The sequence below is a fragment of the Bacteroidota bacterium genome (assembly GCA_016699695.1).
Lineage (GTDB): Bacteria > Bacteroidota > Bacteroidia > Bacteroidales > UBA10428 > UBA10428.
Genome location: CP065006.1, coordinates 1830167 through 1843352, shown reverse-complemented (window position 1 = coordinate 1843352; position 13186 = coordinate 1830167). Strand labels below are relative to the sequence as shown.

12 protein-coding genes and 2 pseudogenes are annotated in these 13186 nt (G+C 40.1%); 8 read left to right on the top strand and 6 right to left on the bottom strand.

The window, feature by feature from the left end; all coding sequences use genetic code 11:
- The first annotated feature begins 75 nt into the window (after nucleotides 1–75).
- The 3 genes and pseudogenes from IPM71_07820 (at nucleotide 76) to IPM71_07810 (ending at nucleotide 2466) form a co-directional block, all read left to right on the top strand.
- Nucleotides 76–1051, top strand: a pseudogene (locus tag IPM71_07820) (polyprenyl synthetase family protein).
- Nucleotides 1052–1128: 77 nt separating this feature from the next.
- Complete coding sequence (locus IPM71_07815; protein ID QQS52630.1) at nucleotides 1129–1701, top strand: hypothetical protein; 573 nt, start codon at nucleotides 1129–1131, stop codon at nucleotides 1699–1701.
- Nucleotides 1702–1809: 108 nt separating this feature from the next.
- Entirely contained in the window at nucleotides 1810–2466 is a 657-nt protein-coding gene (locus IPM71_07810; protein QQS52629.1) for a hypothetical protein, read from the top strand.
- Nucleotides 2467–2507: 41 nt separating this feature from the next.
- Here IPM71_07810 and IPM71_07805 read toward each other — a convergent pair whose 3' ends face one another.
- Complete coding sequence (locus IPM71_07805) at nucleotides 2508–3869, bottom strand: T9SS type A sorting domain-containing protein (GenBank protein ID QQS52628.1); 1362 nt, start codon at nucleotides 3867–3869, stop codon at nucleotides 2508–2510.
- Between the two features lie 77 nt (nucleotides 3870–3946).
- Nucleotides 3947–4765: a DMT family transporter gene (locus IPM71_07800; GenBank protein ID QQS52627.1), complete on the bottom strand. Its 819-nt coding sequence runs from the start codon at nucleotides 4763–4765 to the stop codon at nucleotides 3947–3949.
- A 180-nt stretch (nucleotides 4766–4945) separates the two neighbouring features.
- On the opposite strand from IPM71_07800, the gene IPM71_07795 reads away from it, so the two are divergent.
- From IPM71_07795 to recO, 3 genes and pseudogenes are all read left to right on the top strand, one after another.
- Nucleotides 4946–5440, top strand: coding sequence for a class I SAM-dependent methyltransferase (locus IPM71_07795; protein ID QQS52626.1), 495 nt, complete (start codon nucleotides 4946–4948; stop codon nucleotides 5438–5440).
- A gap of 318 nt (nucleotides 5441–5758) precedes the next feature.
- Nucleotides 5759–7077: pseudogene (locus tag IPM71_07790) on the top strand (TIGR00341 family protein).
- Nucleotides 7078–7233: 156 nt separating this feature from the next.
- Nucleotides 7234–7902, top strand: coding sequence for a DNA repair protein RecO (gene recO / locus IPM71_07785; GenBank protein QQS52625.1), 669 nt, complete (start codon nucleotides 7234–7236; stop codon nucleotides 7900–7902).
- Between the two features lie 40 nt (nucleotides 7903–7942).
- On the opposite strand, the gene IPM71_07780 is transcribed toward recO, so the two are convergent.
- Nucleotides 7943–8122: a hypothetical protein gene (locus tag IPM71_07780; GenBank protein QQS52624.1), complete on the bottom strand. Its 180-nt coding sequence runs from the start codon at nucleotides 8120–8122 to the stop codon at nucleotides 7943–7945.
- 151 nt (nucleotides 8123–8273) lie between these two features.
- Here IPM71_07780 and IPM71_07775 point away from each other — a divergent pair, with 151 nt between their 5' ends.
- Both IPM71_07775 and IPM71_07770 read left to right on the top strand, forming a co-directional pair.
- Nucleotides 8274–8642 (top strand): DUF1987 family protein, encoded by a 369-nt coding sequence (locus IPM71_07775; GenBank protein ID QQS52623.1) that lies wholly within the window; start codon nucleotides 8274–8276, stop codon nucleotides 8640–8642.
- A gap of 153 nt (nucleotides 8643–8795) precedes the next feature.
- Nucleotides 8796–10247: an IS1182 family transposase gene (locus IPM71_07770; protein ID QQS52622.1), complete on the top strand. Its 1452-nt coding sequence runs from the start codon at nucleotides 8796–8798 to the stop codon at nucleotides 10245–10247.
- Between the two features lie 202 nt (nucleotides 10248–10449).
- On the opposite strand, the gene IPM71_07765 is transcribed toward IPM71_07770, so the two are convergent.
- The 3 genes from IPM71_07765 to deoC all read right to left on the bottom strand — a co-directional run bounded on the left by IPM71_07765 (nucleotide 10450) and on the right by deoC (nucleotide 13185).
- Nucleotides 10450–11199: a uroporphyrinogen-III synthase gene (locus IPM71_07765; GenBank protein ID QQS52621.1), complete on the bottom strand. Its 750-nt coding sequence runs from the start codon at nucleotides 11197–11199 to the stop codon at nucleotides 10450–10452.
- Between the two features lie 28 nt (nucleotides 11200–11227).
- Nucleotides 11228–12286, bottom strand: a complete 1059-nt coding sequence (locus IPM71_07760; protein QQS52620.1) for a DUF4271 domain-containing protein — start codon at nucleotides 12284–12286, stop codon at nucleotides 11228–11230.
- Between the two features lie 77 nt (nucleotides 12287–12363).
- The gene (gene deoC / locus IPM71_07755) at nucleotides 12364–13185 is read right to left on the bottom strand and encodes a deoxyribose-phosphate aldolase (protein QQS52619.1); all 822 of its coding nucleotides are present in this window, start codon (nucleotides 13183–13185) and stop codon (nucleotides 12364–12366) included.
- Between the last annotated feature and the right edge of the window lies 1 nt (nucleotide 13186).

The window sequence follows — 13186 nt, the reverse complement described above, 5'->3', positions numbered from 1 at the left end:
TGAATCACAATTCGCTCCGTTTTTAATATTTTTAACTTCAGAAGAATAAAATTACATTTGACAAAAACACACAAAATGTTATCATTTACCGATTGTTCAGCGCTTTTTGGGCAAAAGATTTTAGGTCTGAATTTTCCAGATGAACCAAGCAGCTTGTATGAGCCTGTTCGTTATATTCTCGATTTGGGAGGAAAACGTTTAAGACCTTCACTGGCATTGCTTTCTGCCCAGTTGTTTACCAACGAGTTAGAAAAGGCAATGCCGGCTGCATTGGCCCTCGAGGTGTTTCATAATTTCACACTTATGCACGACGACATCATGGACAAAGCAGATTTACGTCGTGGCAAAGCTACCGTACACAAGGTATGGAACGAAAATACCGCCATTCTATCCGGCGATGCAGCAATGATACTCTCCTACCAGTTTCTCCAGCAGCTTGATACCAGTGTATTTCCTAATGCCTTTGTGCTTTTCAACCAAACGGCCCTGGAGGTTTGCGAAGGTCAGCAATACGACATGGATTTCGAGAGTAGAATGGATGTAAGGCTCGACGAATACCTGGGTATGATACGTCTGAAAACGGCTGTATTAATTGCTGCTTCGCTACAGTTAGGCGGCTTGGCCGCTGGGGCAGGTGTCAGCGAGCAGGCAGCGCTTTACGAACTGGGAGAAAACCTTGGCATGGCCTTTCAGCTTCAGGACGACTACCTCGATGCCTTTTCCGATGCTTCTACCTTTGGAAAAGCAAACTGGTGGAGATATTGTCAACAACAAAAAGACATACATGCTGATCAAAGCTTTGCAAAGTGGCGACAAAGCATTGAGCACCCAATTGAAGCAATGGATCGCTAAAACCGATTTTGTGGCCGAAGAAAAAATAAGGGCTGTGAAAGATATATTCGTTCAGTTAGGAGTAGCCGACGATGCTCAATTGGCTGCCATTACCTTTATCAACAACAGCATAGAAATACTTAACAGCATTGATGTGCCTGCCGATCGCAAAAAACCCCTCGAAGAAATTATTTTTCAGATGATGTACCGACAGATTTAGTTTTTGAATTTTTTCGAATGCTAGACTAGTAATTAAAAAACAGTTCAATAAAATACCAATACAACAAGACTATTTAGATGAGTAAACTCTGGCCATTATTTCTATTTCTGGGGTTATTTAACCCATGCGGTTATTCACAAAACTATAACGACACCATCGAAAAAAATGATTATTTAAGTTTTCAATCAGGGATGATAGCCGATGCATACAATTCATTGGGTGTTCGAACATTTTTTGAATACCAAAAAGACATAAAGAAAAATTGGCAATTTGGAATATCTTATGAGCACTCTACCCATCTCGGATTTTTTATGACAGACCAACCTTACGAACTTAATAGTAATTTAAGTCAGTTAAGTATCAATGGTTATTATAAACTGAATCTCATTAAAGATAGGCTATTTTGGACCGGTGGCTTAGGTTTCGGTGCCTTGCATGTGAATTGGGACAATAACAATGATTTTGGTGCAACAATGAATGCAAGTTTGACCTTGAACATCAGGATAACAAAAAGAATATATTTTGAATCATCTCCTTTGATTGTTCTGATGCCTTTCAATAGAGTCTATTATTCTCCCATGGACATTGATCATTTCGATAATTTTTATGCTTTTACATTCTTCCCTGTAGGTTTGAAAGTAAAGTTGTAGGCAGAAGGAAAGTTTACAATTTACTATGCTTGCAGATTCAATTATTCGAATAAATTTGCAGTAGCACCTTTTCGTTTTTGATAACACTCACTTCAAATCCATATTCTTATGGAAAGCAGTCTTACAATGTTAATGGCTACCGCACTCACACTTGGTTTTGTGCATACTATTACGGGCCCAGACCATTATTTACCTTTTGTTGCCATATCGCAAACTAAAAATTGGACCATGGCCAAAACCATGTGGGTGGTTGGTTTGTGTGGCATTGGCCATGTACTGGGCAGTATTGCCATAGGTTTGGTGGGTATCGGTGCCGGGATATTTGTGGGTAAGCTTGAATTTTTCGAAGGGGTGCGCGGTAGCCTGGCATCGTGGCTCTTGTTTTCTGCCGGTATAGTGTATACCATTTGGGCTATTGTACATCGAATCAGGCACAGAAACCATACGCATAGTCATGGACACAGTCCATTGGAGAAGAACCAGACGGTAACTTTTTGGGTGTTATTTGCCATTTTTGTTTTTGGCCCCTGCGAACCACTGATACCCTTGCTTATGTACCCCGCAGCCGAAATGAATACCTATGCCATTGTAATGGTTTCGCTCCTGTTCTCGCTTGCAACCATAGGCACTATGATGGCTACTACCTATCTGATGATCAAAGGCATTAGTTTAGTCAGGTTCCATCGTCTGGAGAGTTACCAGCACATTCTGGCAGGTTTAACCCTGCTCATTTCGGGTGCCGGCATTATTTTTATGGGGCTTTGAGATGGCTTCAACAAGAATTTCCTGACTCAAGCAACATTACTTTAATTAAAAACCAGCACTCCACTTTTGTACACTTGATTTTCAATACCTAATTGATAGAAATAGGTACCACTTTTCAACTCATGCCTCTCTACCACAAAAGAATCTGTGATGTGTTGGTTTGTTCGAACGCATTGACCGAGTGCATTGTATAATTTCAATGTGTAAACCTGATCAGGCTTTTGGTCGAAGCGAATTACCACAGAGTTTGTTGCGGGATTGGGATATACCGATACCATATTGTCCATTGCATAATCGTTAGCATTGGTAACGAAACAAGAAACTTCGCACCAATCACGCTGATTCAATTCACACAAAATCCTTTCATAAGCTTCTTTGTTGGTTCCATCGCCAACCCAGGTTCTTACACCCAATGTGCGTAAATATTCTTTAAAAATGGTGTCCTGAAGGTTGTAGTATTCTCCAAGTTCATTGACAGCAGCAGCAGACCAGTCGGTACTTTTAAATACGGTGATGTATGGAATATTATCCTGATAAGTATCCCAGGCATTAAACACCTCTGTCCAAAAATCTGCCTGAATAGTTTCGCTGCTGTTGCAAAGGGTACTACTCGCATAACCACACTCGGCAAAATAGATGGGTTGTGAGGTATCTGGATATTCACTTACCAATGCACCAAAATCAGCACTAACTGTACTGGGGGGCTTCATGGTAAAATCAGAATTTAAAGGGTAGTAGGTAACCGTTACTATGTCCAAACCATTGTTTACCGATTTACATAAACTTGCGGTTGAACTGTGCGTCAATCCGTGATGGGTAAAGGTAGTACCTGTGTTTAAATTGGTGCTGTGCAGGTTGAAATAAAGGGCTTTGGCATAATTCGATACTGAATCAAGAAATACTTTGTAGGCATTGTATTGCGCGGCATCTGTTCCAAAGTTGATGTCGCTTTCATTGCCTATATTCAATGCGGCCAGAGTAACATTTGGAATGTGTGCAAATACCGTGTCTAAAAGAATTTTAAACCGGTTTATTACCAAGGGTTCATCAAAGGGCAGGTTCATTAATTCACTGGGCACTTCTTTTACACCTGTGTTGGTAGGGGCAATTTGTAATTCAACTTTCACGTCCCAGGCCGGGTAGTAAATATTGACAATATCCAGGAAGTTGTGGATAAAGGAAGTATTAAAAATGGATGTATCCGACTCCACATCTGTCCATTTAAAAAATAAGTGTACACTTTCCATACAGGCATCATTTCCATAAGTAAATGCACTGTCGTAGTTATAATTCTCTGTCATGTCTATTTGCCAGGCAAGCGTTCTTTCTCCTTTAGGTTGCTGAGAAAACCCGAATCCAATAAATAGAAATATTCCCACAAAGGTTAATATTGATTTTTTCATGAGACGATGCTTTGTTTTAGTTTCAGTAATATCACACTAAAGTCTGAAATAACCCTAATAAAAACCTGGTAAAAATTTCATTTTTTTCTTAATACCGTAAGCAAAATGCCGGCAATTACCACAAACGCTCCGGCTATGGTTAAAGGAGTGAGCACTTCACCACTGATCCAACTTACTTTTTTTGCGCTCAACCAGGCCATTACTGCAAAAGTAATAAGGGGATTTAGGGCAATGATGGCAGAAATTTTATTGGCTTCGAGGTATTTAAAAGCATATGCCAAAGAAACATAGCCAGCCAGGGTATTGAATCCCAGAAATAGAACAATGAACCATTGGACGAACGAAAGGGAAGGAAGTACCTGATAATTTACAAGCGGACTATAAAGCAGGGCCGGAAATCCAAATACTATCAGGTTAAGTTGCATGGGGTTATATTGCCTTACTGCTACCTTCTGAAAAACGGCATAAAGGGTCCAGGATATAGCACCAAAAAGCACCAGCAACACGCCGGTTTTATAGCTTGTCAATCCGCCGGCAATCTGCACAATCTGTTCGTGGTAAAAAATAACCAGGCCAGCCAGTACTATGGCCAGACCCATGCCCTGCCGCAGGCTAACCTTCTCTTTAAAAAATACAAAACCTGCAACAGCAAGCATTACCGTACCGGTTTGGATAAATACCTGGCCAATGGAAGGCGAGGTAAGCTGGATACCGGTGATATATCCCAGGTAATTGAGGCCTAAGAAGATGCCGGCAAAAAGTGCCACCCGGGGAGGTTTAATTACCATATGCAGTTTTTCGCGGTCGCTTACAATGTAATAACCAACCAAAGCAGCAAAAGCCAGCACAAATCGCAACCAGATTACGGTAAAAGCTGGCAGAAAATTCAGTGCCACTTTAATGGCGATTGCCAGGAATCCCCATAAAAGTGCTGTAATGAGGCAAAATATATACCTTTGTTCATGCTGGTGAAGTTAGAAAAAAACCAGCCTGGCGGTTCAGAAAATTGTACAGACATAGATCTAAAAACTCGATTGGGCAATTAACCGATCTGCAACCCAAACTATTTAGCAGCCATGAATTCCGAGAACACCCTTTTACATACCAACCAGTTTGCACCCCATTACGATGCGTACATGGCCAAAACTTACTGGTATGGACCTGAAATGCTTTTTGGCCTTATGCACGAATACATTCAGTCTGGGCAAAATTTGCTTGATTTGGGAATTGGAACCGGCTTAAGTTCTGTGGCTTTTTCGCGGGCCGGCATCAATATTTATGGCATCGATGGTTCGGAAGAAATGTTAAAAATATGCCGCGAAAAACTCTTTGCTATTGATTTGCGTGTAGCCGATCTTTCTCACTTTAAAATGCCCTACCAACAAGCCTTATTTGATCATGCTATCAGCATGGGGGTTTTTCATCTGGTAGGCAACCTGGGCTCGGTTTTTTCTGAAGTGGCCCGCTGCCTGGTGAACGATGGAGTATTTGCTTTTACAACACTTCAGTACTTACCTGGTATTGAATCGGGCTATGAGAAAACGCACATAGAAGGAATTTTTCGCAGGTAAAAGAATCAGGCATCAGGGTTTTTAAGCACAGCAATCAATACATACACGAATTGCTCATGGCGCATCAATTTAAGCTGATAAAGCAAACAGAATTTCTTGCTTACCGCGATGAGGAAGCCGGGAGGGAGTATTTTTTCACTGTTTACCTGGCGCAAAAATGAAGCCTTTTATACTAAGCAAAAAATACCACTTTGAAACACCCATGTTTTGCAAAAAAAAAACGATGTATATCGGAAGAGTTCAACGAAGTTACACACAACTATAAAAAATTCAGCAACATGGGTGTTCCATCATACCTTGTAAATTAATTTTATCATGATGAAAATTCATAGCATTATTCAAAGGGGTTTAGACTACTTAAATTTAGAACCTGAACTGGAAAATCAAGAGTCAGTTTATGAAGAAATTAAAAAGGGGATTATTTTCAAGGGTACGAATCTTTGGATATTGATTTTTGCAATTATTGTGGCTTCGGTGGGTTTAAATATGAACTCCACAGCTGTAATAATCGGTGCCATGCTTATATCTCCCCTAATGGGTCCTATCAATGCAATGGGTTATAGCATTGCAACATATGACCTGGACCTGTTTCGAAAAGCACTGAAAAACTATGCTTTTGCTATATTGGCAAGCCTTGTAGCTTCAACGGCTTATTTTGCATTAAGTCCTGTTTCCACTGCGCATTCTGAATTACTTGCCAGAACAAGTCCAACCATTTATGATGTGTTAATTGCACTTTTTGGTGGTTTAGCTGGAATAGTTGCAATTAGCAGCAAAAACAAAGGGAATGTGATTCCGGGTGTTGCAATTGCTACAGCTCTAATGCCCCCTCTTTGCACTGCTGGTTATGGAATTGCAACAGGGCAATTTGAATTTTTCTTCGGGGCCTTTTATTTGTTCACCATTAACACCATATTTATTGCACTGGCATCCGTTTGGGTTTCTCAGATATTGAAGTTTCCAATCAGAACTATTGTGGACAATGACAAAAAGAAAAAATCGATCGTGCTATCACATTGGTAATTATAATTGTTCTTTTACCCAGCATATTTTTCGGGTACAAACTTGTAAAAAAAGAGGAATTTATACTCAATGCAAATCAATATGTTTCGAATGTGTCACTTTATGAAGGAAATTACCTCTTAAAATCTGATATTGATGCTAAATTAGGTACCATTACATTGGTTTATGGCGGATCAACCCTTTCAGAAAATCAGAAAAATGAAATAGCGGAAAAATCCAAAAACTTTCACATTAAAAATGCCACTATTCAAATCGAACAAGGATTAACCTTCAGTAGTATAGACGATAAAAATTTCGAACTGTTTAAACTAAGGGAGCAAATTGTTGGCCTGAATACTTCACTAACCCAGCGGAATTTGGAATTAGATAGTATTTTAATTCAGCAAGAATTTGGAGAGACTTTATTGAGTGAAATAAAAACTATATTTCCCCAGGTACAAGGTAGTCTGTATGCTGAATCTTTATATTTTCATGATTCACTTTCGTCACCCCAGAGGATGCCTATTGTTATTTTGTCGGTAGATTCAAAATTAGTGGAGAGCGATAAAAAGAAATTAAACAATTGGGTTAAACAAAGATTAAAGAATCAGAATGCAATGATTTACTATGAATAGCACGCTGCATCCAGCATTGTTAATTAACAATGATTTTTAGTGTGTTAAAGTTTTTGCCCTATATTCATCGCAACGTTGGGGGTGTGTCATCCGAAAGCGTGAAAAACAAAAACAAACGAAGCAAATAATTCTCAAAGCTTTAAACCCTCTATCCTTATGCAACATAAAACCAAAGGCATTGTCTTGCATAGCCTGAAATACGGCGAGGGTTCGCTGATTGTGCATGTATATACCCGCGAGTTTGGCCGCCAATCGTATATGGTACAAGGTGTGCGAAGCAAAAAGTCAAAATTTCATGCAGGTTATTTTCAGCCATTGTCGTTGCTCGATTTGGAGGTTGACCATAAGCACACACGCTCCATACAGCGTATTCGCGATCTGAGCCTTGGAAATCCCCTTCACCAAATACGATCAGATATTGTAAAAAGTACCATTTCTTTGTTTATTGGCGAATTGCTCTACCGAAGTTTGCATGAGGCAGAAGCCGATCATAACCTTTTCGATTACCTGGCAGGATCCATCGAAATTCTTGAATTTTGCCACGAAGGCTGTGCCAATTTCCACTTGGTGTTTCTGGTTCAGTTTACCCGCTTTTTGGGTATTTTTCCTCAAAATAACCACGAAATAGATGTGTATCAACCCGCTGGCACAGGATTAAAAATTCATGAGTTATTAGGTTATTCGCTCAACGATTTGCCACGCATTCAGTTAAGCAATGCGCAGCGCAATCTATTGGTTTCGGCCGTGGTCGATTATTATTATTTTCACCTCGAAGGCATGAGCCCTATCAGCTCGCTGAAAATATTACACGAAGTGTTTAGCTGAATAAAATTGATGTATACCGAACAGAAAGCTGGTTGTGCGATCAGAATTCAGCTATATCGCCCTTAAACCGCATGTATTTTGCCATAGAGCGGTGAATGCTTTCCATTTCGAATGCCAGATGCCAGTCTTGTGTGTTTTCGAAATAGGGCAGTAAAATTCCTTTACAAGGCTGGCAAAACAAGCCTGAGGGCAGGGATTTTTTACATCTTATACACTTCATCTGACATTCACTTTCCATGTTACGGCAAAGTTTACGAAATGGGCTAAGCGGTGGTTGCATTTTGGCAGCTGATTCTTCCGATGAGAAAAATCATTCAGGCTTTGACAACCCTGAAGCAATCTGTGCGTAAACCCAATAAAATCACAAAACCATGTATTTTTTCATTCAGGGAACAAAAACAACACCTTATGCCATCATTCAGGAAGGCTATATGAAGATTACCGGGAATTCGACCCCGGTAGAGGCGAACGATGAATTTTACGGGCATATGACCAGGAAAATGAACCTCTATGCGCTGCAACCTGCAAACCAAACAAATGTAGATATTGCTCTTAAACACGTCAATGCAGCTTCGAAACGACACATTATCGAATTGCTTAAAACACTTGAAAAACTTGAACAGCAGGGATTTAAAGTGATAATAAACTGGCAGTACGAAAAGGACAACGAAGACGTACGAGAATTGGGCGAAATTTTACAAACAATGTTTTCGATCGAATTCAGGTTTTTGGCTGCATAATCCGAAATAAAAAAACCCCCTCGGTAATTTCGAGGGCACTGAAAAAGTCCCAAGTACAAGAATATTAATAATATAGCAGTAAAATACAAGATAAAAACTTGGCATTTTACTGCTTTTTTTTGTATCTTAAGAGCCTAAAATAAAGGCACTTATATGCTCGTACAACAGCAAAAACTTCAGCTTAGTTTATACTCTGATCTATATTCCCTTATCGTTCCCAAGGATAATCTACTACGAAAAATTAATGAGCTCATTGATTTTTCGTTCATTTATGATGAACTGGTAACCAAATACTGCTCAACCAATGGGCGCAATGCTGAGAGCCCTATTCGTATGTTCAAATATCTGTTGCTCAAAACGATATACGACATTTCGGATGTAGATGTAGTAGAACGTTCCCGTTTTGACATGTCTTTCAAGTATTTTTTGGAGATGACACCTGAAGAAGATGTGATAAATCCCAGTTCGCTTACCAAATTCAGGAAACTGCGGTTGAAGGATACCGATTTGTTGAATCTTTTGATAGGCAAGACCGTTTCCATTGCCATTGAAAAGGGTATCATCAAATCGAAGTCCATTATTGTTGATGCCACACATTCATTATCCAGATCGAACCCATTGTCCCCCTTGGAAGTGCTCAAAGAACGTGCCCGGCAACTTCGTAAGGTGGTTTATTCCACAGATGAGAACTGGATAGAGCGAATGCCTAAAAAGAACGAAGACAATGATTTGGAGCATGAATTATTATATTGTGATACGCTTGAAAAGGCGATAGAGTCAGACGAAGTAATACGTTCATTCCCAAAAGTAAAAGAAAAGCTAAATCTATTGAAAGAAACCATTGAAGATACACAGGATCATTATACACTTTCAAAGGATCCTGATGCCAGAACAGGCCATAAGACGCAAGACTCTTCATTTTTTGGATTCAAAACCCATATCGCCATGACAGAGGAACGAATTATTACGGCTGCCGTGGTAACATCCGGAGAAAAGGGCGATGGCCCAGAGTTACCGGCATTGCTTGAATCTAGTCAAAATAATGGAATTGAGGTAGATACAATCATTGGCGATGCAGCCTATTCAGGAATGGAGAATCTTAAAATTGCTGATGAACAAGAAATAAAAATCGTTGCAAAATTGAATCCCTCTATTACGCAGGGTTTTAGAAATCAAGAAAATACATTTGACTACAACAAAGATGCCGGAATGTTTGTATGTCCCGCAGGGCATATGGCTATAAGAAAAGCACGTCAAGGAAAGAAAGATGATGGCTCCAACCAAGTAGACACTTATTACTTCGATATTGAAAAATGTAAAACATGTACCTTAAAAAACGGATGCTATAAACCTGATGCAAAAACTAAAACCTATTCTGTTTCTATTAAATCGGATAAACATTTGGAACAAATGGAGTTTCAACAGACCGAATACTTCAAAGAAAAGGCAAAACACCGTTATAAAATTGAAGCAAAAAATAGTGAACTAAAAAACGTACATGGCTATGGAAGAGCTACTTCGTACGGAATTACCAACATGCAAATGCAAGGGGCAATGGCCATTTTTACTGTAAATCTCAAAAGAATCCTCAAATTAATGAATTAACAGGGGACTCCAGCCTCAAATTACATCTACCCTCATTACAAAAAGAATTTAAAAGCTCTTTTTACCAGAAAATTTGCATTTCGTTCTTTAAAAAGAAACTGGCAAATGAAGATATTGTCTTCACTTGCCAGTTATCTTTTAGAGAATTACTTAAATAAGTTGATACTTTTTCAGTGCCCTCGTAATTTCCGAGGGGGTTTTTTTATTTCTTCTTGTTTTGTTCGCGTATAAACTGGTCCAGCGCCATGGTCATCGAAGGGGCTTCGGGCAGCGGAGCCTGAAGGTCGAGTCTTAATCCTGCATCTTTTACGGCCTGGGCAGTGGAGTTTCCGAAAGAACAAATCTTAATTTCGTCTTGCTGAAAATCTGGAAAGTTCTTGAACAGCGATTTTATTCCCGAAGGGCTAAAAAATACCAATACATCGTAATTGATAATCGATAGATCGGTTAAATCGCTGCTAACGGTATTGTATAAAATACAGATTTTATGGTTTACCTTGTACTTTCCCAGCAACTCCGGAATTTCTTTCTTGTGCTGGTCGGATAGGGGCACCAGGTATTTTTCTCCTTTGTGCTTATCGAGTAATTCCACGATGTCGACAAAGCGACCCTTGCCATAGAATATTTTCCGTTTTCTGAATACGATGTATTTCTGCAGGTAGTGCGCAATCGACTCCGAAGTGCAAAAATACTTCATGGTATCCGGAATGGTAGTTCGCATTTCACCGGCAATGCGAAAGTAATTGTCGATGGCAGTTTTGCTGGTGAAAATGACTGCTGTGAAATCGAGAAAATTCACACGCTGTTTTCGAAATTCTTTGGTTGGCACACTTTCGACATGAATAAACTGCCTGAATTCAATTTTCACATTGTGATTTTCGGCAATTTCAAAGTACGGATCCTTGTCTGACGAAGGTTGTGGTTGTGAAACGAGAATATTTTTTATTTTCATATTCTTTAAATCCTCCTATTTTTCTCTGCTACCTCTGCGTTACAACAATTTTAATACCCACCAGAACAGGCAAAATTTCAAGGGTACAAAGGTATAAAATACTATATAATAAAAAAACTTTGTGTTTGAATATAATCTGTAAAGCACGGATGTATCTGTATACGAGCACAAGAGCGATAATTGCTGTGGCGGTGAAAAAAACCCCTTCCCATAGCGCGGGCTGTATATAAAACAAAGCCAATACAAGCGGAAGAAGAAAAATACCCAATACTTTATTGAGGATTAAGGTGTTGTGCATGTATTCGCGGTAAACCGGCCTGGCATCGAAAAGGTACCCCAGCAGCAGTATAGCCCCAATGCGCAAGAGCAAAACAAGAATGAACGAGAATTGCAAAATCAGGTAGAATAAAAAATTGGCAGAGTCATTGCTACCTTGCAGGTATTTAACTGCCTGGTAGAGATACAATGCCATCACTACTACAAAAATGGCATTCAGAAAGAAGAAAGTTCTTTTTACCAGTACGTTACGTTCGCGCAGAAGTTTTTCGGAAATTTGCAGGTTGGCTGCTGAATTGAAAACTGATTGAAGGTATTTTTCGTAATTTTTACGCAAAGTTACCAGCAGTATCACTGCCAATAAGAATAGTCCCAGGCCCCAGCCTTTTTCTGCCAGCAGGTTCGAGGGCAGTTTTTCAAAACGCATTTTTGTTTTTGCAGTAGAATTACCAAATCCGGTAAAACTGTTATTGGCAATCATTACCCGGCTGCTATCTTCATTCTTAATTGTCGGATAAAGCACAATCCATTCTTCCTTTGGCTCTGGCTGCACTGGCAAACTATCGGTGACAAGACTATCGGCCGCTAATCCTATACTCTGGGTAGTATCCGGGACTAGAGTTGTTGTAATAGAAGGGGATTTTAAGGCAATTGCAGGCTGCTGGGGTTTGACGTTGGATGGTGGAAGAGCCGAATCGATTTGCTCAGGCACGTTGACAACCTGGGGCAGGGTGTCGGGGGTGGTTTGAGTTGAATCGGCCTGCTTAAATGGCATAAGCGTTACAATAATTGCTGCAAAGGTAACATACAAGAGGCAAATTGATTTTCAGTTTGCCAAATAATTACCAACACTTACGGTTTGAATTCGATAAAGTTGGGAAAAGGGAATTATTTTTCCAGTTCTTCAAGGTCCTGGAGCAGATTCAATGCAAGGCGGCTTGCACCAATACGGAATCGTTCCGGGAAAAGCCATTCTTCGCCGAGAAGTTCGGCCACAATGGCCAGGTAATTGAGTGCCATGTTGGTTTCCGATATTCCTCCTGCGGGTTTAAATCCGGCAATAAAGGCATTTTCGCGGTAGTAATCTTTGATGGTTTTGCACATGATATAGGCAGCTTCCAAACTTGCTACAGAGCCATCCTTGCCGGTAGAAGTTTTTATAAAATCGGCGCCTGCTTCAAGTGCAATACGGGCAGCCTCTTCGATAAGTTTGTAGTCTTTCAGCAAACTAGTTTCCAGAATAACTTTCAAATGGTGTTTGCCGCAAATCTGGCGCATGGCTTTAATTTCGTCGAAAACCACCGATTCTTTTTTATTCAGAAAAGCCGAGAGATTTAGCACCATATCTATTTCATCGGCACCATGGGCAATGGCCATTTCTGTTTCGAGGTATTTCACTTCGGCAAACGATTGGGCATGCGGAAACACGCCGCTTACGGCAGCGACTTTTACCGGGGTGTTGGCTAACAATTCCTTGCATTTTTTTATATACACCGGATAAATGCATACGGCTGCAACCTGGGGAATTTCTTGCTGCTTGTGCAGGGTCTGCGAAGCCTGGCTACACAATTCCGAAATGTCTTCGTCGGTGGCCGTACTGTTGAGGTTGGTTAAATCGAGTAGCGAATAGAGAAGCATAAGATTCTCCTTGTCGCGGGCTGGCCTGTTGTAGCTGATAATTTCTGAGCAGAGCCGTGTAATTTTATCCATA

What these genes read in the sequence shown, in the direction of transcription:
- IPM71_07815 (QQS52630.1), top strand. Translation starts at nt 1,129, where the DNA reads ATGAGTAAACTCTGGCCATTATTTCTATTTCTGGGGTTATTTAACCCA.
- IPM71_07810 (QQS52629.1), top strand. Translation starts at nt 1,810, where the DNA reads ATGGAAAGCAGTCTTACAATGTTAATGGCTACCGCACTCACACTTGGT.
- IPM71_07805 (QQS52628.1), bottom strand. Translation starts at nt 3,869, where the DNA reads ATGAAAAAATCAATATTAACCTTTGTGGGAATATTTCTATTTATTGGA.
- IPM71_07795 (QQS52626.1), top strand. Translation starts at nt 4,946, where the DNA reads ATGAATTCCGAGAACACCCTTTTACATACCAACCAGTTTGCACCCCAT.
- recO (QQS52625.1), top strand. Translation starts at nt 7,234, where the DNA reads ATGCAACATAAAACCAAAGGCATTGTCTTGCATAGCCTGAAATACGGC.
- IPM71_07780 (QQS52624.1), bottom strand. Translation starts at nt 8,122, where the DNA reads ATGAAGTGTATAAGATGTAAAAAATCCCTGCCCTCAGGCTTGTTTTGC.
- IPM71_07775 (QQS52623.1), top strand. Translation starts at nt 8,274, where the DNA reads ATGTATTTTTTCATTCAGGGAACAAAAACAACACCTTATGCCATCATT.
- IPM71_07770 (QQS52622.1), top strand. Translation starts at nt 8,796, where the DNA reads ATGCTCGTACAACAGCAAAAACTTCAGCTTAGTTTATACTCTGATCTA.
- IPM71_07765 (QQS52621.1), bottom strand. Translation starts at nt 11,199, where the DNA reads ATGAAAATAAAAAATATTCTCGTTTCACAACCACAACCTTCGTCAGAC.
- deoC (QQS52619.1), bottom strand. Translation starts at nt 13,185, where the DNA reads ATGGATAAAATTACACGGCTCTGCTCAGAAATTATCAGCTACAACAGG.